The sequence below is a fragment of the Caecibacteroides pullorum genome (assembly GCF_019239235.1).
Taxonomy (GTDB): Bacteria; Bacteroidota; Bacteroidia; order Bacteroidales; family Bacteroidaceae; genus Bacteroides; species Bacteroides pullorum.
Genome location: NZ_JAAZTS010000036.1, coordinates 1 through 22,242 on the forward strand (window position 1 = coordinate 1; position 22,242 = coordinate 22,242).

A 22,242-nucleotide genomic window follows, 5' to 3' on the forward strand; every position below is an offset into this window, starting at 1 on the left:
TTTAGGCTTAAAGATACAAAATCTTTAGGTAATAACAAAGCCCCAGCTTGTGAAAGTCGGGGCTTTGTGCTAAACAAAGAAGGTGTGCTTTTTGACACACCTTCTTTTTTATTTTTATGCGATGAAATCCGGAGCGGTCTGCTGACGCAGGGATTCGGCTCAGAATGAATAGCCGAACCCTACGTTCAGATAAATGGGATACATGGCGAAGGTGATGGTCTGGAAGTCTTTCTGGAAGATGTCGTTCAGCCCCCAGGTCAGGTCGGCATAGACATTCAGATGCTTGAAGGCGCGCCATTCACCGCCCACCTGTACGCCCCATTGGAATTTGCGCAGGTCATTGGAGAAGTCGTAGGTGGCAATGCTTTCCCCGGCAAAGTCAACGCGCTGTCCCGTAGCGTCGGGTGTACGCAGATGTCCTTCGTAGACGTGTCCGTTGAAGTTTCCGTCCATCATGTACGAGAAATAGGGACCGGCCACCAGTTTCCAGCGGCTGCTTATCTTGTAGTTGGCCAGTACGGGCACGGTCAGATAGGAGTTGTTCACCTTGGTCTTTACGTTTCCGGTCCAGAGGCCGGCAAGAGGTTTCCCGTTTTCGGCGTTGATAATTTCCATGTGATAGTTTTTCACACCGGCATCGGTTGTCATCTTCTTGCTTTCCAGCCGCACGCCGAAGGTGATACCCCATGTCTTCTTGGGGTCGAACCATTTAGTGGTGTTTCCTTCGATGGAGATGGCCACTCCTCCGGGCGTATAGCCGTTGATGGTCCTGATTTCTTGTGGAAGCGGCAGGGGCGAAGTGCCTCCGATGCTGAATCCGGCTTTCAGTGCATATTCCCATCCGTGCAGATAGGACTGGATGATGCCTTGGTTTCTGTCTTCCTGTGCATAGAGCTTCGTGCCTGTCAGCAGCAGGACGAGAGCCAGGGCTGCCATATGGGTCAGTTTTTTGTTCATCATATTCTTTTTTTACAGATCAAGTTGTTTATAGGTCTTCTTCACAAATCAGTTCCACTTCGTCTACATAGAGTGTACTTCCTACAGAGCCTTTGAAGTAGGCGCCGCCGATGCTCGACGAGAACACGATGCCCAGCTTGTACTTGCCGTCTGCCAGCTTCTGTGCATTGATGCTCTTTCCGTTCCGGCCTTCGAAGGGAAGGTCAAAAGCTCTCCAGGTATCGGTTTCCACGGCGTCTGCCTGGTCGATGCGGGCCATCAGTACGATGCTTGGGTCGGTCAGGGCGTTGCTTCCGTCGAGCATGAAGGCATTGTCTTCGGCTTCATACAGGATGGCATAGATGTCGAACGAGTCCTGCTTGCCGTTTACTGTTTCACCGTCTTCGGTATAGACCTCTCCCCGTTTGAATTTATAATATCCTTTCAGCCGTGACGGTGTTTTGTAGAACTGTACGCCGAAGTGGGTGGCTGCAGGGGCATTGTTCAGGGCGTTGCTCAGGTCAAACGAACCGGTAAACAGGTTTCCGGCGGCAATGTGCATGCCCACCATGGCACCGAAGCTGCCGGTGTTGCGTGTCTCCAGCTTTACACATTTGCCTACATAGCCTTCGTCGGCCTGCACCGTCGGATATCCCTGAGGAGTAGAGGCCATCTTGGTCAGTTCATAACCCGGATTTCCGCTGCACCATTGCAGGGTGCGCAGCAGGCCGTCCGGGCTGATCGGTTCTTCTTCCAGCAGGATGTGGTATGGCTCGTTGCTGTTCTGCAGGCGTTCGAAGTGGTAGCGGGTGGGCAGTTCCATCAGGATGACGCAGATCTGGTAGTCCACACGGTTGGATTTGTCTTCCGAAGTGACTGTCAGGTGACGGGTGTGGTTGTCGTTGCCGAAATTGATGACAGCCGTATAAGTGCCGTCTGCGTTCGGAGTGAAATCGCTGTCGCCTTCCGTCGGATTGGAGAGTTCGATGGTAGCCCCTTGGGGAATGGTGAATGTCAGCGTCTGTCTGGACAGGTCGGCCCCTTTGTTGACATAGATGTTGAATCCCCTGTTGTTGTTGATAGCGTTGGTAAACTGTACATCAGTTCCCGTGCAGGCATCGATGGCCGCTTCCACATTCAGCGCTTCGTCCTGTATGCAGGAGCACAGCGAGGCTGTCAGCAGGAAGCAAGGTAATAACTGTTTGACTTTCATAAAAATAATATCATAAATGAATGAGCAGGCAAAGTTACGTTTCTTTTTTGAAATTCTGTCATTTACGGCACATTAAATTCCCCGTGCTGACTATTTGATTGATAAAACCTTTTTCCTACCTTTGCAGGAACTTAAATCAACTGACAGAATGATAAACGAAGCAGAAAGACAACAGATTATAGCGCTGGTAAAGCGCGAGGTGGTTCCGGCCATCGGCTGTACGGAGCCCATTGCCGTGGCCTTGTGTGTGGCGCGGGCTACCGAAACGCTGGGCATGAAGCCCGAGAAAATCAGTGTGTGGCTCAGTGCCAATATCCTGAAGAACGCCATGGGTGTCGGCATTCCCGGGACGGGGATGATCGGTTTGCCCATTGCCATTGCCTTGGGTGCCCTGGTCGGCAAGTCGGCATATCAGTTGGAAGTGTTGAAGGACAGTACACCCGAAGCCGTGGAGGCCGGCAAGCGTTTCATCGGGGAAAAGCGCATCTCCATTGCCCTCAAGCCGGACATTACGGAGAAACTATATATAGAGGTGTGTTGCGAAGCCGGTGGGCATGTAGCCACGGCCATCATTGCCGGAGGGCATACGTCGTTTGTCTACGTGGCCCGCGACGGCGAAGTGCTGCTCGACAAGCAGACGGCTTCCGGCGAAGAAGAGGAGATGCCGGTACCCGACCTGACGTTGCGCAAGGTCTACGACTTTGCCACGACGGCGCCCTTGGATGAGATCCGCTTCATTCTCGATACGGCCCGCCTGAACAAGGCTGCCGCCGAACGTTCCTTTGAAGGTGACTACGGCCACGGTCTGGGCAAGATGCTCCGCGGTACCTACGAACACAAGGTGATGGGCGACAGTGTCTTTTCGCACATTCTTTCCTATACGTCCGGTGCCTGCGACGCGCGTATGGCCGGTGCCATGATACCGGTGATGAGCAATTCGGGCAGCGGTAACCAGGGCATATCGGCCACGCTTCCCGTTGTGGTCTTTGCCGAAGAGAACGGGAAGTCGGAAGAAGAGTTGATTCGTGCTCTGATGCTGAGTCATCTGACAGTTATTTATATCAAGGAGAGTTTGGGACGCTTGTCTGCCTTGTGTGGTTGTGTGGTAGCTGCTACGGGGTCTAGTTGTGGCATTACCTGGTTGATGGGAGGTACATATGAGCAAATCACTTATGCAGTACAAAACATGATAGCCAATCTGACGGGCATGATTTGCGACGGAGCAAAGCCCAGTTGTGCCTTGAAAGTGACTACGGGTGTATCTACCGCAGTGCTCTCTGCTATCATGGCAATGGAAAATCGATGTGTTACTTCTGTGGAGGGTATTATCGATCAAGATGTAGATCAAAGTATCCGCAATCTGACTAGAATTGGATCGCAGGGCATGAATGAAACAGACAAACTGGTGCTGGATATCATGACAAATAAATGAAGAATTAAAAATGAAGAATGAAGAATTTCCTATTTGTGTATTCAAAACAAAGGGACACTCCGGAATTCTTCATTCTTCATTTTCAGTTCTTCATTGTTTAGTGGCAGCATCCGCCTTCGCATCCGCAGTCGTCGCCACAATCGTGATCGCCACATCCGCCTCCGCAGCTGTCGCAACTACATCCGCAACCACCGCTCATCATACGGGCCATTTCTGCGAGTTCTTCGTTGGTTGCCGGACGGTTGGTTACAACTTCCCCCACAAAATTCAGGTCGCATCCGGCTAGAGGATGGTTCATGTCCATCACTACTACATCGTCTTTCACTTCTACAACGCTTCCGTTGATATGCTGGCCTTCGGCGGTCATCAGGGGGACAATGGCACCTTCTTTAATACGTGTTTCGTCGAATTTTCCGTCAATAAGGAAGATATCCTTGGGTAAATCGATGACATGGTCTTCGTCATATTCTCCATAAGCTTCGGTACAAGCGATGGTGAAGTCGAATTTATCGCCGGCATTCAAGTCTTTCAGCTGGTTTTCGAAAGCTTCAAGGGTCAGTCCCAGCCCAGAAATGAACTGAAATGGATGTTCTGTGGTGGCTTCTTCTGTGAAATCGCGCTCTCCGTCTTCGATGGCATATAGCTTGTAAGCTACAGTAATGTACTTGTTTGTTTCCATATTCTTTATAAAATCTTGTTTTAAGTGAATAATCTTGTTTTTGGCTCGGGCAAAGATACAAATCTTTTGGTGTATGTTGCAAAAACTTCTTATCTTTGACACACTTTTCCTGTATTGACGCGGAAAAGATATGAACGGATAACGAAGATATGATAAAGACGGCATTCATAGGCATGGGGTATAGGGGGATGCAGCTGCTCCGCCTGTTACGTCATATTCCTGCTTTCCGCCTGGAGGCTTTTGCTGATCCCGGTGTGTCGGATGTGGGTATGACCGATGTGGCTTGTTATAATAGGGGAGACAGTGACTATCTGAATATGCTGGAGGAACAGAAGCCTGCTTTGGTATTTGTAGCTTCTCCCTGGCAGTGTCATGTGCAGCATGCCATCCATTGCGTGGAGCATGGAGCTGATGTTGCTTTGGAGATAAAGGGCGGATTGTATCTGGATGAGTACAAGCCGCTGATCGAATTGGCCGAACGTACGGGCCGTAGAGTCTATCCGTTGGAAAATACGCTTTTCATGCGTGAGAATCTGTCCATTTATAATCTGGTTCGTGCTGGTGTATTGGGCGAGATAGTCTATATGCGTGGTGGGTATCGTCATGACCTGCGCCGTATGTTGTTGGATGATGACGGGACGTTGGGGAACCGTGACAAAACGGAAAGCGTCTGGCGGAGTCAGTTTTATCAGGAAGAAAATGGTGATCTTTATCCTACACATGGCTTGGCACCGCTGTGTTTGATTGCCGGTATCGGACGTACCGACCGTTTCAAGTATGTGACTTCTTTTGCTTCTAAGCCAGCCGGTTTGATGCAGCGTATTCGTGATTTGGGAGGCAATTCCGATGTGAAGATAACGTTGGGCGATGTAGTCGTTACTCAGTTGGAAACGGAACGGGGAGTACTGATTTCGCTGACGCATGATACGACCTTACCCCGTCCTCGTAGCCTCGACTTTGAGATACAGGGTACGCGTGGCATCTGGAATGGTGACCGGCGGATGATTTATGTGGAAGGAACCAGTCCTGATGAATCTTGGGAACCGGACGATGCTTATATCGACCGCTATGAGCATTCTTACTGGAAACAATGGGGGCGGGAAGCGCTCGAAGTGGATACCCATCATCGCGGTATGGACTATGTGATGCTGAAAGCTCTGGAGGAAGATCTTCGGGGTGGGGAGTCCTATCCTGCCGGTATTGCCGACCTTGCGCTTTGGACTTCGGTTACTCCGTGGTCTAAAATGTCCATTGCTGGTAGGCGGACGCTCGTTTTAGATGAAAACGATTGATTATTAACCTATAAATGCTTGTTTTATGAAAAACAACAAACTTCTATCAGCCTTATGGCTTTCCGCATCTTTATCAGTTGTGATGTCGGCGTGTTCTTCCACGCATGTCAAGGCTCCCGATCCTATTCTTCCTATTCCTGAGCCTAAGCAGGTGGAATGGCAGAAGATGGAAACCTATGCTTTTATCCACTTTGGTCTGAATACGTTCAACGACCGTGAATGGGGATATGGTGACACACCGGCGGAGGTGTTCAATCCTTCTCGTCTGGATTGCGAACAGTGGGCCAAAACTTTGGTGGCAGCAGGAATGAAAGGAGTCATTCTTACGGCCAAGCATCACGATGGATTTTGCCTTTGGCCGTTTGCCGGCACCGACTACAGTGTGGCAAACAGTCCTTATAAAGATGGTAAAGGAGACGTCGTGCGCGAATTGTCTGAAGCTTGCAAGAAATATGGATTGAAGTTTGCTGTTTATCTGTCGCCCTGGGATCGTCATCAGGCCAATTACGGAACGCCTGCGTATCTGGACTATTTTTATGCTCAGCTGCGTGATTTGTTGACCAATTATGGTGAAGTGTTCGAAGTTTGGTTCGATGGAGCCAATGGTGGAGACGGATGGTATGGCGGAGCTAAGGAGACGCGTACCATCGACCGTCGTAATTACTACAATTATCCTCGCATTTACGAGATGCTGGACAGTATACAGCCGCAGGCAGTCGTCTTCTCCGACGGCGGTCCCGGTTGCCGGTGGGTGGGCAACGAAAAGGGTTTTGCCGGTGCCACCAACTGGTCTTTCCTCCGTAAGGGTGAAGTATATCCCGGTTACGACAAGAGTTACCAGCTTCAGTATGGTCATGCAGATGGCAACCAGTGGGTGGCAGCCGAATGCGATGTCTCCATCCGTCCGGGTTGGTTCTATCATCCCGAACAAGACAGCCTTGTAAAGACTCCCGAACAGTTGGTTGATCTCTATTATCGCAGTGTGGGACATAATGCAACGCTGTTGCTGAATTTCCCGGTGGACAGGGATGGATTGATACATCCGGTCGACTCGGCCAATGCTGTTCGTTTCCATCAGATGATACAGAAGGAACTGGAAACAAATCTGGTAGCTGGAATTGTTCCTCAGGTAAGCGATGAGCGCGGTGGCGATCATGTGGCTTCAGCCTTGACGGATGACGATTATGACACCTATTGGGCTACGGCCGATAGTGTGACGACGGGCGACATTACGTTCTCTTTCTCCTCACCGACGAGGATGAACCGTATGCTGTTGCAGGAATATATTCCTTTGGGCCAGCGTGTGAAAGCTTTTACTGTGGAATATCGTGACGCTTCGGGTGACTGGCAGCCTGTTGTCCTGAATGAAGAAACCACAACTATTGGTTACAAGCGCCTGTTGCGTTTTTCTTCCGTTGTTTCCGACGGTATCCGCATCCGTATTACCGATGCGCGTGGGCCGCTGTGCATCAACAACATTGGAGTGTATGATGCCGGTGAGAATGCTGACCAACTTTTTGAAGCAATACCGACCACTCAGATGCAAAGCCTTCCTTTCACCCTTTCCGGTGTGAAGCCGGAAGAGGCGGCCTTTGCTTCCGACCGTGACGAGAAGACCACTTGTTTTGTCGACGGTGATTTGCTGACTATAGACTTGGGGAGTGAACGTTTTGTTTCTTCCTTCCACTTCTTGCCCGACCAGGGTGAACCGAACAAAGGCTTGGTTTCACATTATGAATTGTCTGTAGCCGATGCCGATAGAAAGAATGTTACGATGGTCAAAGCAGGTGAGTTTTCCAATATCCGTAACAATCCTGTGATGCAGTCTGTCTACTTCACGCCCGTCAAGGCACGCTATCTGTATCTGAAAGCTGGCCGTATGGTCACGGAAGATGAGCCGATGGGCTTTGCAGAGATAGCCGTACGCTGATCAAGATTGTATATCGGCTTTCAGCCTTTCTCATACAGTGCTTTCTGGCCCTTTCATGCAGTGCTTCGTCAGGTCTTCACGAAGCACTGTGTGACACCTTCATAAAGCACTGTGTCAAACCCTCACGAAGCACTTCGTCATGATTTCACGAAGTGCTTTCTTTTTTTCTTATCATAATATTATACTTCCTTGTCCTTTCGGAAACTCCTTCCTGATGTTTGTTTTCAAGGCCGCTTTTCTATTGGTTTTTATTTGTCCCTCTTCTCTTTTTTGTAGCTGAAATCGCAGTCTTATTTTACCTTATTTGTTTATCTCTTATTACTTCCTTTATGTTTTTATTTATTGTATTTTATTGATTTATAATAGTTTATGTATATTGTTGAAAAAGAGTAAAAGAAAAAGCAAAAAGAGTAAACCCCTTTGTTAGCTTCTTTTTAGATTTGCGATGTTAAATTAAACTTGAAACACGGTTTTGGGGGACTTGAACAAAGGAGGACAACTGGAGAACAAAAAATAGATATTACAAAGGCCGGTGCTCCTAATGCAGGAAGTAATCCTATCTATGTATATGTAGCAGAAGATGGTAAACAATATATAGACGCCTATGGTGGAACGAATTATGCAGTAGAACGTCGTTCGTTTGACCCTGCTAAGGATTATCTGCGTCCGATACCTTCATCGGCAATTGCTGCTAATCCTGCTTTAGGACAAAATCCTGGATGGGAATAATAATATGATGTAATCCAAATCTCTATAGAAAAAGCGAAATGAATGGGGTCGTACTATGATGTATTTGATAGTATGGCCCCATTTTTATTTACTGTCCTTTGTTTTCTGTGAAACATTGTTGTGAAGGCATGTGAAAGTAGTGAAACCTTCCTTTTTGGGGTATTGCTTTCACTTTATTCTCCTATAAATAAATGTTTTATGGAACGTTGTGAAAGCGTGAAACTTTTTGAACGAAAAAACTGTTCCATCGGCAGAAGAATATTTATGTTTAGCTTGTCTAAAGTCCATAGTTAGCTTCGTAAAGTAGATAGTTAGCGAGCTAAAGTTGAACTTTAGAGATCTTAAATAGGCATCTGTATTTATTTTCTGTTCGATGGATTTTTGACTTTAGATAGAATATTAGTATTTTTGAACGGAGAAATATTTTAGAGTGATATGAGAATAAATTTAAGACTATGGCTGGTTGTCCTTGGGATGGTGATTGGCTTAGGGATTCCGGCTCAGGCACAAAATGGTTTACAGTCGGGTGACGAGTTTGAAACGTTGATGCAAAAGATCCGTCAGGACTTTGTGGCCAATCCCGCCATTGACGAGGCATTGGCTAAGTATAATGAACAGGACGGTTCGTTTACCGATGTAGATTATGCCAGTATACAGCGTACCAATTGGCCTCCATTGGTTCATGTAGAGCGTATCAGCGATTTTGTGTTTGCTTATACCAATCCGAAGAACAAACATTTTGGCGAGGAAGCTTTGTATGATAAGATTGTGAAAGGATTGGAGTTCTGGCATGAGCGTAATCCGTGGTGTCATAATTGGTGGTATAATCAGATTTCCGAACCTCAGAAGTTAGGCGTATTGCTTATTCAGATGCGTACCGGTAAAAAACAATTGCCGGCTGATTTGGAAAAGAAAATATTGGACCGTGTACGGGAAGACGGTGGTGATCCGGCTAAATGGACCGGTGCCAATCGTACGGATATTGCCCTGCATTGGATTTATCGTTCCTGTTTGCAACGGAATGCAGAGGATTTAGCCTATGCGTTGGAGAATGTGTACAATCCGGTCGTTTATACTACGAAAGAAGGATTTCAGCATGACAACAGCAACTTCCAGCACGGACAGCAGTTATACATTGGCGGATACGGTGACGAGATCCTGAAAGGGGTGACGCAGGTTGCCATGTATACTCGAGGTACTCGGTTTGCCATGCCACAGGATAAATTGGAGCTGATCAGCAAGTTTATGCGTGAAACGTATTATGCAGTCATGCGTGGCAAGTATATGTCGTATGACGTACTGGGACGCAGTATCAGCCGTCCGGATATTCTGGACAAATCACGTACTATTCTGTTTGCCAAGCGTATGGTGGAATTGGACAAGGAACATGCCGACGGGTTCCGTGATATTGTGGCACGTATGGAAGGAACGAAAGCACCGGGTGATGGTCTGCAGCCGAAGCATACCCATTATTTCCGCGGTGACTATACTTTGCATGTCCGTCCGCAGTATGCATTTGACGTACGTTTGGTATCGGCCCGTACAGCCCGCTGTGAGTATGGTAATGGAGAAAATTTGAAAACCTATTTCCTGTCGGACGGATGTACGAATATTACGACCCGTGGAGGTGAATATTTCAATATCTTCCCTGTCTGGAACTGGACCCGTATTCCTGGTGTGACAGCTCCTCAGCTCAAGGAAATTCCCTTAGCAGCAAGCGATTGGCAGTGTATGGGTACTTCCACTTTTGCTGGTGGCGTGTCTGACAGTCTTTATGGCGTTACGACCTATGCGTATATGGATACATACAAAGATATCAATACCGGAGCTCATAAAGCTTGGTTCTTTTTTGACGACGAAGTGGTTTGTTTAGGCTCGGATATTCATTCTACTTCTTCCGAGGCTGTCTATACGTCGGTTAATCAGTGTCTGGCTGCTTCTGATGAAGCAGTGGTTTCTGTTGATGGTAAGCAGGAAGTACTTCCTGCCCAAGAAACCGTTTATGAGAATGCCGATTGGGTTTTGCACGACGGCATTGGTTATCTGTTCCCTCAAGGAGGTCGTGTAGTGGCAGGCGCACAGCAACAGAGCGGTACTTGGTATGACATCAACAACAGCGTGAACCGTAAGGAACCGGTGGAGGAGAAGGTATTTACAGTAAGTCTCGATCATGGCCGCCAGCCTGAAAATGCTACTTATGCCTATGTGGTAGTGCCTGGCAAGCGTACAGCTTCCGAGATGGAGAAATATTGTAAAAACAATGCTATCGAGATTTTGAGTAATACGGCTGATATACAGGTTGTCTGTCATAAGAAATTGGATGTTTGGCAGATGGTATTCTATCGTCCGGGGGAATTTAAATATGGTAAGTTATCCGTTCGTGTAGATAAACCTTGTGCTTTGATGGTAAAGAAGGTAGACAGCCGGCGTCCGGTGGTTCATGTCGCCGATCCCGGTCAGACTGGACAGCCTATCCAGGTTAAAGTACGTATTTCCGGTTCGAAAGGTGGAGAGCAGACCATTGATTTCCGTCCATCAGACAATCCTATTTTTGCAGGGGCTACCCACTCGTTTACTTTAAAATATTAAGTCTATGGAGATGAATAAATGGTTTGGTACAGTCTGTGCGGTAGCCACTGGTGCTAGCTTGGTACCGGTTTATCTGGCGGCACAACAGAAACCACATATTATCCTCATTGTATCCGATCAGCATCGGGGAGATGCGATGCATTGCATGGGCAATTCTTCTGTAATCACTCCCAACCTGGACGCTTTGGCCGATGACGGAACTCTTTTTCTGAATGGCTATTCGTCTACACCGAGTAGTACTCCAGCCCGTTCGGGTCTGCTGACTGGATTGTCGCCTTGGCATCATGGCATGCTGGGATATGGTAGGGTAGGAAGTCGGTATCGTTATGAGATGCCGCAGATGTTGCGTGATTTGGATTATTATACATTCGGTATTGGCAAGATGCATTGGTTCCCGCAGAAAGCCTTGCATGGTTTCCATGGTACGTTGGTTGATGAAAGCGGTCGGGTGGAGACCGACGACTTTATCAGTGATTATCGTCTGTGGTTCCAGATGCAGGCACCCGGACTGAATCCAGATTCCACTCATATAGGTTGGAACGATCATGGAGCAGCTACCTATCGACTTCCTGAAGAACTGCATCCTACGGCATGGACTGGCGAGATGGCGCAGGAAATGATACACAACTATAAACATGGAAGCGGACAACCTTTGTTCCTGAAGGTTTCTTTTGCCCGTCCACACAGCCCTTATGATCCGCCCCAACGGTTTGCTGATATGTATAAGGACAAGGATGTACCGGCTCCTTGTGTAGGGGAATGGTGCAAGGACAAGGATTATGCTGTCTTGAAGAATGTTTCAGATGCGCCTTCGGATGCGGCTTATGGAAATTTCGGGGATGAATACGCCAAGAATTCCCGTCGCTATTATTATGCAAACGTGACTTTTATTGATGAAGAGATTGGCAAGATTGTGCAGGCATTGAAAGAGGAGGGCATGTACAATAATGCTTTGATATGTTACATCTCCGATCACGGTGATATGCTGGGCGATCACTATCATTGGCGTAAGACCTATCCCTATGAAGGATCGGTACACGTACCCTATATAGTGAAATGGCCTTCGTCTTGTGGTTTCCCGAAAGGTGGAAAGGTAGATGCACCGGTAGAACTTCGTGACGTGCTCCCTACTTTTCTTGAAATGGCTGGAGGAAAAGTGCCAGCCGAAATGGACGGTCAGTCTTTGGTCCGTTTGATGGACGGAAGTAAAGAACGGTGGCGTAAGTATATTGACACGGAACATGCTACTTGCTATAGCCCCGATAACTATTGGTGTGCTTTGACCGATGGAAAAATCAAGTACATTTGGCGTTTCCATACGGGTACGGAAGAATTGTTTGATCTTGAAAAAGACCCGCATGAGTTAAAAAATGTGGTAGGTGACAAACGTTACGGTGTCCAGCTGGAGGAACTTCGTGCGGCTATGGTCCGTCATCTATCCGAACGGGGAGAAGAGTTTGTGAAGGACGGACGGCTTCAGGTGTTAAAGCGTACGGTGCTCTATAGTCCGTTGTTTCCGGACAAGAATCCGGTAGACACAGGAATCTAATCGAACTTTTTTAATTGAAGCCGCTGAAAGGGTTTGTCCTTTTCAGCGGCTTTTTGTTTTTGGATAGATCTGTTATTGAGTATGTTCGGATGCCCATTTGTTTTGTTTGATAGGCTAAATACACTCGATGAAATACCGCCAAATCTCTTTATCCCCCCAATCAATCATTAAAAAATTAAGCCTTTCTTTTGTCAGAGATATAGTCTATTTGTAGCAAAAATAAGCAATCTGCTAAAGGATTCTTCAAAAAGCAATCGTTTGCTTACGGTTTGTTTATGAAAATCTCTAATGGCCGATTTGGCTTATAAACTGGGCAGTTTTTAAGCAAATGTGTCTTGGTATAGTACGTTTTTGAATAATTTGTTGATTTGAGTAAAACGAATATTAAATAAAGTAACTCAGGGATTATGCGTATTATTAGTTTTGCGCTCGGGTTATAATTAATTAAAAATGATGAAAGGAAGAATAATGTTATGGGGGACTGTGTGAATGTCGAAGAGACTATTGTTGGGGGCGATGAATGTATTTATAAATTTATTTCAAATTTAAAATTTCTAATTGCGTATGGATGGATGATTGAAAATTAAAGGATGCATAATAAAAATGACTTATTTCAAATGTTGTTTTAAAATCTAATAACTTATGGGACTTAAAAAATTTTTTTATTTATTAGTTGCTGTTTGTTTATTGTCCGTGAACTCATTTGCACAGAGTGGAACGGAAAAAATCAGTGTTACTTTAAAAGATGTATCTTTGGAAGAGGCGATTAAAAAGATTGAGCAGGCCTCTGATTATGTCTTTTCATACGATGTGACGAATATTGATATTAGTCAGAAAGTAAGTTTGTCTGCCAATGATGAAGAAATCAGGCTGGCTATTCGTCGAATGCTGGAACCGACCAATGTTGCTTATAACTTTTCGGGAAAACAGATTGTACTGTCGCCAAAAACTTATCAAGTTGCTAAAGCTGGTGCGACCAAAAATGTTTCGGGTGTGGTTACTGACGAAAATGGCGAACCTATTATTGGTGCTACTGTGACGATAAAAGGTACTGTACAGGGCGTTTTGACGGATATAGATGGCAAATATGCCATCACAACCAATGAAGGGGCCGTGTTGGAATTCCGTTATATAGGTTATAATAGTGTAGAGCAAAAAGTTAAAAAAGGGAATGTTATTAATGTTACCTTAGTCGAATCTAATGTGAATATGGATGAGGTCGTAATTGTGGGTTATGGTTCTCAAAAGAAAGAAAGCGTGGTTTCTTCTGTTAATACAATCAAACCGGCCGAAATAGTGATACCATCCCGTAGTCTTTCTAATACATTGGCTGGACAGATTGCAGGTGTGATTGCTATTCAACGGTCGGGCGAGCCTGGTAATGATGATGCAGATTTTTGGATTCGTGGCCAAAGTTCGTATGCTGGTGGTACCAGTCCTTTGGTATTGGTCGATGGTGTACCTCGTAGCATGAATGATATTGATGTGGATGAAATAGAAACATTTACAGTCTTGAAAGATGCTGCTGCTACAGCTGTTTATGGTTCAGAAGGCGCTAATGGTGTAGTTCTGATAACAACTAAACGTGGCAGGGCCCAAAAAACTGTTATTTCTTTTAACGCACAATATACAGTAGCAACTCCTACTCGTATGCCTGAACTGATGGATTCATGGGATTATTTGAGTATGTGGAATGAAGCTTCCTGGAATGATGCTGGAAATCCTGACTGGAATACCTATCTTGCTAATAATGCTCCTTTCAGTACTGAAGAATTGGAAAAATATCGTTCTGGTGTTGACCGTGATTTGTATCCTAATTCTCAGTGGACCGATTTGTTGGCAAAGAATACTCAGAATCAACGTTATACGGTCAATCTGAGAGGTGGGTCCGAACGGACGAGATTTTTCGTTTCAGCGGCTTACTATAAAGAAAATGGTATGTTTAAATCTAATCCTTTAGATGATTATGATGCTAATATAGGTTTGGAACGTTATAATTTACGTTCTAATGTGGATATGGATATTACAAAGACCACAAAACTTTCAGTTGATATGAGTGGGCAATACCGTACTCAAAATAATCCAGGTAATTCTTCTGACCAGATTTTTAAACATATAGTATTGTTCCCTACGCATTTGGTGCCTTTTTTGTGGTCTGATGGTACAGCCGCTGTATGTAGTACAGATGCTGACGGACGTTATAATCCCTATAACTTGTTGAATTATTCTGGTTATTCTAAAAAATGGTCGGCTGCTTTACAGACTAAAGCAACTTTGAAACAGCAACTCGATTTTATTACTAAGGGATTATCTATACAAGGAAGTGTTAGTTTTGATGCCGATTATAGTTCTACTTTGAAACGCTCCATGAGTCCAGATAAATATTATGTGACGGGAAGAGATGAAAATGGAGAATTGGTGAAAGTTTTGATGGCAGAAGGAAGTCCATTGGGAGATGCAAGTTTTAGTGCTTCTTCAGGTACAAAGAAAATATATGTTGAGGCTCAATTAAATTATGCACGTACATTTGGGAAGAAACATGATGTAACAGGAATTTTTGTTTATAATCAAAAAGAAACCCAATATCAAGGAGCCAAAGATGTCACTACTGGTTTAAGTTTGTTGCCTTATCGTAAACAGAATGTTGTACTTCGTGGTACTTATGCATATGATAGCCGTTATGTATTGGAGGCTAGTTTTGGTGCTACTGGCAGCGAAAATTTTGCTCCTGGCAATCGTTGGGGTATTTTCCCGGCAGTGGGTGGTGCTTGGAATGTCCATGCTGAAAAGTTTATGCAAAAGGATAATGTGTTGGATATTGTAAGTAAATTGCGGTTAAGGGCTTCATATGGTTTGACAGGTAACGATAATACAGGGAGTGCTCGCTTTGTATATCGTGAATTGTTGACGGACTCAGGAAGTCAATATGTCGGTTTAAATCCAGGTACCAATGGTGGACCAACGAATGATGTAGGTCGTATTTATGAGAATCTTTTTGCGGCTCCTTATTTATCATGGGAAATTGAGAAAAAGGCTAATTTTGGTATTGATTTGGGATTGTTCCGTGGCCGTGTGGATATCACAGCTGATTATTTCACCAACCGTCGTGAGAATATCCTAATCTCACGCGTGACTATACCTACTGCAACTGGTTTTCGCAACAACCCTTGGCAGAATTTTGGTATTACTACGAATAAAGGATTTGATGGAAGTATTGTGATTAAGCATAATATTGGTAAAGATTGGATTTTGTCAGCCAGAGGTAATATCACTTATGCTGTTAATAAAATTATTGAAAAAGATGAGATACCACAGGTTTATCCTTGGCTGGCTCAAACAGGTACTTCCATTGGGGTTAATAAGATTTATGTTGCTGATGGTTTATTTACAAATCAAGATTTTATTATTACTAAGAAATCAGATGGTAGTTATGATTACAAATTGAAGGATGGTATACCTGCTTATACACAAGATGTTAAGCCTGGTGATATTAAATATCAAGATTTGAACAAAGATGGAGTGATTAATGATAATGACCAAACATATTATAGTGGAATCTATCCTAATGACCCTCAAATTGTATATGGATTTGGCTTGAATGTTCAATATAAAGGCATTTATGCCGGTGTTTTCTTCCAGGGAGTTGGGCATTCTTCTGTTAATTTAAAAGCTAACACTGATTATTTTATACCTTTTGCTAATGGTGTGGATCAATCTTCTGCACGGGTAGAAGCCGCCAATCATTGGAAGGCAAGCGATCCGAATAACACAAACGTTTTATATCCTCGCTTGCATACCAATGAATTTGCTAACAATACGCTGAATAGTACGTGGTGGTATCGTGATGGTAGTTTTGTACGTTTAAAGAATGTGGAACTAGGTTATCAGTTTGATAAAAAATTGGTGCAGCGTTGGAAAATGCAGAATTTGAGGATTTATGTACAAGGTGCTAATCTGGCAGTTTGGGATCACGTGAAGATGTGGGACCCTGAAATCGGAAATAGTGGTGCAAGATACCCACTTAATGCAACTGTCACTTTTGGTTTGGATGTAACCTTCTAATATTTATTAATCAACCTAAAACTGCTTATAATATGAAATTCATTAAAACAATATGTGCAACAGCGGCTATTGCTATGGCTGGAACTTTTACCTCCTGCTCGGATTATTTGGACGTATCCAAGGAATTATCTCAAAATTTGGATAAGGAAGAAGTCTTCTCTACTGCTAAATATTTAACTCAATGGTATGGGGAAATTTATCAAACTTGTCCAAATTATTCGGAAATGGGATTGGATGTACAAAATTCCAATGGAACGGTGAATGCCCAGGCTATTTATTCTGGAGAAATAGTTTGTGCTCATCCTAATGTGTTGAAATTTGGTCAAAATACTTTTACGCCGAGTAGTACGACTCATAATCGTTGGTGGAATTGCTATAAGCAAATTCGTCAGGCCATGATATTTTTAGAAAATGCACCGGAGAGTATTGGTGAACCTGGGGCTGCAGCAGGTTATATTAGCGTTGAAGAAATGCGGCGTTATAAGGCAGATGTTATTTATTTGTTAGCTTATAATTATTTCTTGCTTTTTGAATTTTATGGACCTACACCGATTATTACGGAGATAGCAGGTCCAAATGAGAATGTTGATTATGCACGTGCTTCTGTTGATGAAATGGTGCAACACATTGACGGTTTATTGGAACGTGTAATAAGTGGAGATTATAGTGATGCTTTACCTGAAACGATTAAAACGGGAGATGGTGCGGACTATGAGCATGATAATAGTATGTATAATTTGCGAGAAATTCTTCGTCCTACCAAAGCGGCCGCTTTGGCATTAAGGGCCCGCTTGTGGGTTTATGCAGCCTCTCCTTTGTTCAATGGAGGATATACTGAAGCTCTTAGTTTGACAAATAAGGATGGGAAACGATTGTTTCCCGATTACGATGCTAGTAAATGGCAAACAGCTAAGAAACATTTAGAGGCTCTTTTTGCTTTTGCAGACGCTCATGGTATGGGGTTGTATTATTCGAAAGATCGTGATCCGCACACTTCTATTTATGAATTATTTCAATATTATAATGATGAAATTTTGTGGGCAAATGGGAATAATGATTTCAATGACGGTGTTACTTTGAAGATGGAAGCTCGAACTATTCCTGGAGATATTCCTGGTGGTATGGGTAATGTTGGTTTTTATCAGAATATTATTGATTTGTTCTTTACGGAGAATGGATTGGATATTAATGAAGATCCGGCATATAATGAAAATGGTTTTACTGATTTAGAGAATCCTTGTACAACTTTATCAAATACGGTTAAAGAGAAACATGTTGATAAGCATATATTTAACATGTATGTTGGTCGTGAACCCCGTTTTTATGCGGATGTAACATATGAAGGAAAAAGTTGGCATATTCAGCGGAGTGGTTATCCGGATTGGGGAGCCTATTTCAGTAAAGGAGGAGCAGCTTATAAGGATCAGACTATGCATGCTCGTGCCGGATATTTACTTTATAAATTCAACAATCGTACTCTGATGAATGAAGGATCCAATCCGAAAGATTGGGGACGTCCATGGATTTATTTCCGTTTGGCAGATTTTTATCTTTATTATGCAGAAGTTTGCAATGAAATAGACCCGTCTGATCCGAATATTATTAAATATGTTGATTTGGTTCGTGAACGTGCAGGTATACCTGGATATAGAGAATTGGCAGACAACGGGGTAAAGAACATTATTGGTGATCAAGATCAACAACGAGAGGCAATCTATCGTGAACGTATTATTGAAATGTTGGGTGAAGGAAACTATTACTTTGACATGCACAGATGGATGCGTGCCGGTTGGTCTCAGAATGAATATACTGGTGAATGGATTAAAGATAACGAAGACAAACAAATTATTCGTTATGGAATGGATATCAGTAAACCTGCAGTGACAACATTCAATAACTTGGGTAATACGGCTGTGAAATTCAGTGACAAAATCGGTGAAGGCTCTTATTATAATCGTATTGTTGTGGACCGTTATCCATGGAAAAAGGCAATGTTACTTTATCCGGTACCTTATAATGAGATGCAAAAGAGTGAATTGACGGTTCAGAACCCGTTGTGGGATTGATTGCATTTAATTTGTGAGAAGTGAGGGGGCGGATACCTCTTCGGGAAGCGCCCCCCTATTACATTTATTCTTTCAATTAATCTAATATCAATGATAAATATGATGAATGATATTGTCAAATATATTAGCTTACTGATAATTTCTTTACTGTTTCCTTTATTGACAATTGCATGTAAGGATGCGGCCGACGGAGTTCAGATACCGGATAATTGGATTGTAATTTCTACAGATAAAATAGAATTTGCTTATGAAGGTGGGCAGGATGTTAGAAATTTCCAGTTAGTGACCGGTATTGATGAATCCGAGCTGCAAGTTTCATTAAGTAATGGAGAAGATGATTGGTTGACTGTTACGACTCAAAACGGTAGATTACAGGTCCTTTGTGAACGTTCATATGTAGAAAGAGAACGGTCAACTACATTGATTCTCTCTTATGATGATAATCATCAATGCAGTATTTCTGTCACTCAGGCTAAAGCGCCTAGTTCGGCAGATGTGTTGATAAAAGTAACAAGTGCCGAAGCTACTTCTCAGGAAGAAGATAGTAAAGATAGTGATGGAAATCCGTTGACGATTGCTATGTCATGCGATGGAAATAAGAAAACCTACTATAATTCAAAGTTTGGTGCTGTTACTTATCCATTTTATCTGACTTATACCTTGGAGCAGGGGCATACTTTGAATAGTATAGTTTATACTCCTCGTACTGATTCTGGAAATAAATGGGGCTCTTTTGATGAGTTTTCGGTAGAGGTTTCTACAGAAGATCAGCCGAATTTTGCAAAAGTTGGTGAATATGCCCGTGGGAACGGAGTGCATACTCCTTTTACAATCAAATTTCCAGAAGGAATCGTAGGTGTGAAACAAGTTCGTTTTGTAATTACCAAGTCCTATGAGGATAGAGTAAGCTGTGCAGAAATGGAGTTCTTCCAAGCTAGTGAGAACCGCTTTGATCCTGCAAGTATTTTTGCTGATCAGTTAGGGACCATTTTGAAGGAGGGGGTAACTCAAAAACAAATCAACCAGATTCCCAATAAATATTTGAAAGAGACGGCTCAAGGTTTGTTGGATGGAACATATAGTATGGATTATCGGTTGAGTGATTATCGTCCTTATCAGAATCCTGTAATTATGGCAACAAAAAATAAAACCAACAAATACAGTTTGAGAGATAATCCTACGGGCATTTTTACCAAGTGGGGAGAGACAATTCCTGTGTTTGTAGGGAAAATACCCCAAGGCCGGAAGATATCGATTCTGATTCAGGATGTTAGCGGGGGGTATAATAATTTTAGAGAATATGAATTGGATGAAGGGTACAATGAAGTTACAGCCGATGTTGGTGGACTGATTTATGTACTGAATCATGTGGATGATGATATTCCTCTACCGATAGTTGAAGCTACAGATGCACAAAATAAAGTGATTCGAGACAATACTGTTACATTACACTTCGCAGGTGGTAAGGTAAATGGTTATTTCGATATTGCCAAAAATACGGAAGACGATTGGTTAAGGATATTGAATAATGCACAATATCAAGATATTGATGTGCTGGGACATTATTCGCATCTTACTTGGAAAGTAGAGGACTTTAAGAAATATAATACGAAGATTACCGAATCTATTCAGAATCTGGACAATTTGGTTTATGCAGAATTAGATTTCATAGGACTTGTTAAATATGCTCGGATTTTCAATAACCGCATGCATTGTTCTATTGATTATAAGGCAGCCAGCCCTAATGCGTCGGACTATCGTACGGTATATTCTGACAATGGATATGCCAATCTGTTTACAGATATTTCTGTATGGAAACAGCGCTTTTGGGGACCGGCTCATGAGGTGGGGCATTGTAATCAGACACGTCCGGGTATGAAATGGTCTGGATTGACTGAGGTAACTAATAACCTGACAGCTCTTCATGTAGAAGAAACGTTGGGAATAGAGTGTCGTGCATTGACTGATGGTTGGTATCAAAGTTCTTATGACTTGATTGTCAAACAGAATATTGATGATGATCCGGATAATGATGTGCCTCATTGTATTGGATATTCGGATGATGGCTATAACAAAGTATCGGAAAAGTTGGTTCCTTTCTGGCAATTGAAGCTTTATTTTATTGATGCTTTGGGAATGAAAGATTTCTATCGTGATTTGTATGAGTATTACCGTACTCATGAAAGTCCTAGTGATACCGGTAAAAATCAGGGATCCAATCAATTGGATTTTGTTCGTCAAGTATGCCGTATTTCTGGTTATAATATGCTTGATTTTTTTAAAGCGTGGGGCTTTTTATGTCCGGTCGATACCAAACTTAATGATTACGGAACAAAGGAATTTATTATTACCCAAGAGGAAATAAATCAATTGATTGAAGAAATTAACGATTGCAATTATAAAAGGCCTCATACTGAGGTTTACTTGATTACTGATGCAAATTATCAAGACTTTAAATGAAATAAGAATTTTAAATCTAATTAATAGACGAATATGAAAATAAATTGGAATCATACGTTAAACAAGGCCTGTACATGGCTGTCTTTCATTTTGTGTTCATTAGTTTTCATCCATTGCGAAGATGATAAAGAAGTGATTGTTCCTGATAATTGGGTGACAATACCTGGAGAATCTCTCAGTATAGGTTATGAAGGTGGAGAACTTACTGCTGATTACGAATTGGCAGGGGAACTGGATACGAATGCTGTGTATGTAATCAATGAAGAAACATGGTGTTCGGGTTATATAAAAGATGGGAAATTGGTGTTTGATATTGCTGCTTCGATAATACCGGAGGAAAGAACAGCTATTTCTTATTTGATATATGATGATTTGCATCAGGTTGAGCTATTAGTAAAGCAAGGAGCTGCTCCTGTCGTACTAGTGGAAAATATTATAGTCAGTGATGAACTTCCAGAGAGTATCTATATGCATCAGACAATTGACTTGGCTCCGTATTTTTCTGCTTTACCTGAAAATGCCAGTTATAAGACGTTTACTTATAGTGTAGACGATGAGAGTATTGCTACTGTTACAACAGACGGTAAACTTACCGGTGTTTGGGGGGGGATAGTGAATGTGAAAGTTACAGCCATTGATGAGGGGGGATTTTCTATTACAGTTCCGATGACAGTGGAAAGTAATGTGTTATATTCGTCGGAAGGATGGACAGTAAAAACGTCTGTCGACTACGGATATTGTCCAGACGGTTCTACTGGTAAACCTGAAGATATACTGGATGGGGAACTTAGTACATTTTTGTCATTGGTAAAACCTGGAAAAACCTATAGTGGATGTACCACACCTGCAGATCATGTTTTACATTTTGTAGTAGATTGTCAGGAAATTATAGAATTTAATTATTTTTATTTGGGGTGGAGAAGTTCCAATTCGTCCACTTATCTGAGAATTCCAGAGGTTCAACTTTATGGTAGTAATGATGGAATTACGTTTGAAAAGATCGGTGACAAAATAACAACCGAGCGAACTAAAAATTTGAATTATGAAATTCCTTTGGCTAAATATAGGTATGTGAAAGTAGAATATACTTCTATTGATACTTCAAGCGGAAGTACTGTTCAGGTTGCAGAATTCCGTTTAGGACGTGACTATGAGCGGGATTAGTATAATTTGTTTATAATATAATAGGGATAGATAAGAAGGTGTGTCAAAAAGCACACCTTCTTTGTTTAGCACAAAGCCCCGACTTTCACAAGCTGGGGCTTTGTTATTACCTAAAGATTTTGTATCTTTAAGCCTAAAGAT

The 22,242-nt window shown here is 43.1% G+C and carries 13 protein-coding genes; 10 read left to right on the forward strand and 3 right to left on the reverse strand.

What is annotated here, in order from left to right; translation table 11 throughout:
• Positions 1 to 159: 159 nt before the first annotated feature.
• Positions 160 to 936 (reverse strand): porin family protein, encoded by a 777-nt coding sequence (locus HF894_RS14210; RefSeq protein ID WP_246593273.1) that lies wholly within the window; start codon positions 934 to 936, stop codon positions 160 to 162.
• Positions 937 to 985: 49 nt separating this feature from the next.
• Entirely contained in the window at positions 986 to 2,149 is a 1,164-nt protein-coding gene (locus HF894_RS14215) for a PCMD domain-containing protein (RefSeq protein ID WP_021848439.1), read from the reverse strand.
• A 151-nt stretch (positions 2,150 to 2,300) separates the two neighbouring features.
• On the opposite strand from HF894_RS14215, the gene HF894_RS14220 reads away from it, so the two are divergent.
• Positions 2,301 to 3,581 carry an L-cysteine desulfidase family protein gene (locus tag HF894_RS14220; protein WP_204973221.1) on the forward strand — a complete coding sequence of 427 codons (1,281 nt, stop codon included), beginning with the start codon at positions 2,301 to 2,303 and terminating at the stop codon, positions 3,579 to 3,581.
• Positions 3,582 to 3,678: 97 nt separating this feature from the next.
• Here the strand turns inward: HF894_RS14220 and HF894_RS14225 are convergent, their stop codons facing one another.
• The gene (locus HF894_RS14225) at positions 3,679 to 4,260 is read right to left on the reverse strand and encodes an FKBP-type peptidyl-prolyl cis-trans isomerase (protein WP_204973197.1); all 582 of its coding nucleotides are present in this window, start codon (positions 4,258 to 4,260) and stop codon (positions 3,679 to 3,681) included.
• Positions 4,261 to 4,409: 149 nt separating this feature from the next.
• On the opposite strand from HF894_RS14225, the gene HF894_RS14230 reads away from it, so the two are divergent.
• From HF894_RS14230 to HF894_RS14270, 9 genes are all read left to right on the forward strand, one after another.
• On the forward strand, positions 4,410 to 5,552 hold the full coding sequence (locus tag HF894_RS14230) for a Gfo/Idh/MocA family protein (RefSeq protein WP_204973199.1): 1,143 nt from the start codon (positions 4,410 to 4,412) through the stop codon (positions 5,550 to 5,552).
• A gap of 25 nt (positions 5,553 to 5,577) precedes the next feature.
• Positions 5,578 to 7,482 carry an alpha-L-fucosidase gene (locus tag HF894_RS14235; protein ID WP_204973201.1) on the forward strand — a complete coding sequence of 635 codons (1,905 nt, stop codon included), beginning with the start codon at positions 5,578 to 5,580 and terminating at the stop codon, positions 7,480 to 7,482.
• 459 nt (positions 7,483 to 7,941) lie between these two features.
• The gene (locus HF894_RS14240; protein WP_246593270.1) at positions 7,942 to 8,211 is read left to right on the forward strand and encodes a RagB/SusD family nutrient uptake outer membrane protein; all 270 of its coding nucleotides are present in this window, start codon (positions 7,942 to 7,944) and stop codon (positions 8,209 to 8,211) included.
• A 435-nt stretch (positions 8,212 to 8,646) separates the two neighbouring features.
• Positions 8,647 to 10,800, forward strand: coding sequence for a polysaccharide lyase 8 family protein (locus tag HF894_RS14245; protein ID WP_204973203.1), 2,154 nt, complete (start codon positions 8,647 to 8,649; stop codon positions 10,798 to 10,800).
• Between the two features lie 10 nt (positions 10,801 to 10,810).
• Complete coding sequence (locus tag HF894_RS14250; protein ID WP_204973225.1) at positions 10,811 to 12,349, forward strand: arylsulfatase; 1,539 nt, start codon at positions 10,811 to 10,813, stop codon at positions 12,347 to 12,349.
• Between the two features lie 642 nt (positions 12,350 to 12,991).
• Complete coding sequence (locus HF894_RS14255) at positions 12,992 to 16,411, forward strand: TonB-dependent receptor (protein ID WP_204973205.1); 3,420 nt, start codon at positions 12,992 to 12,994, stop codon at positions 16,409 to 16,411.
• 32 nt (positions 16,412 to 16,443) lie between these two features.
• A complete protein-coding gene (locus tag HF894_RS14260) occupies positions 16,444 to 18,477 on the forward strand; it encodes a RagB/SusD family nutrient uptake outer membrane protein (protein ID WP_204973207.1) in 2,034 nt (677 codons plus the stop codon).
• A 99-nt stretch (positions 18,478 to 18,576) separates the two neighbouring features.
• Complete coding sequence (locus HF894_RS14265) at positions 18,577 to 20,937, forward strand: M60 family metallopeptidase (RefSeq protein ID WP_246593272.1); 2,361 nt, start codon at positions 18,577 to 18,579, stop codon at positions 20,935 to 20,937.
• Positions 20,938 to 20,970: 33 nt separating this feature from the next.
• The gene (locus HF894_RS14270) at positions 20,971 to 22,101 is read left to right on the forward strand and encodes an Ig-like domain-containing protein (protein WP_204973219.1); all 1,131 of its coding nucleotides are present in this window, start codon (positions 20,971 to 20,973) and stop codon (positions 22,099 to 22,101) included.
• The last annotated feature ends 141 nt before the right edge of the window (positions 22,102 to 22,242 follow it).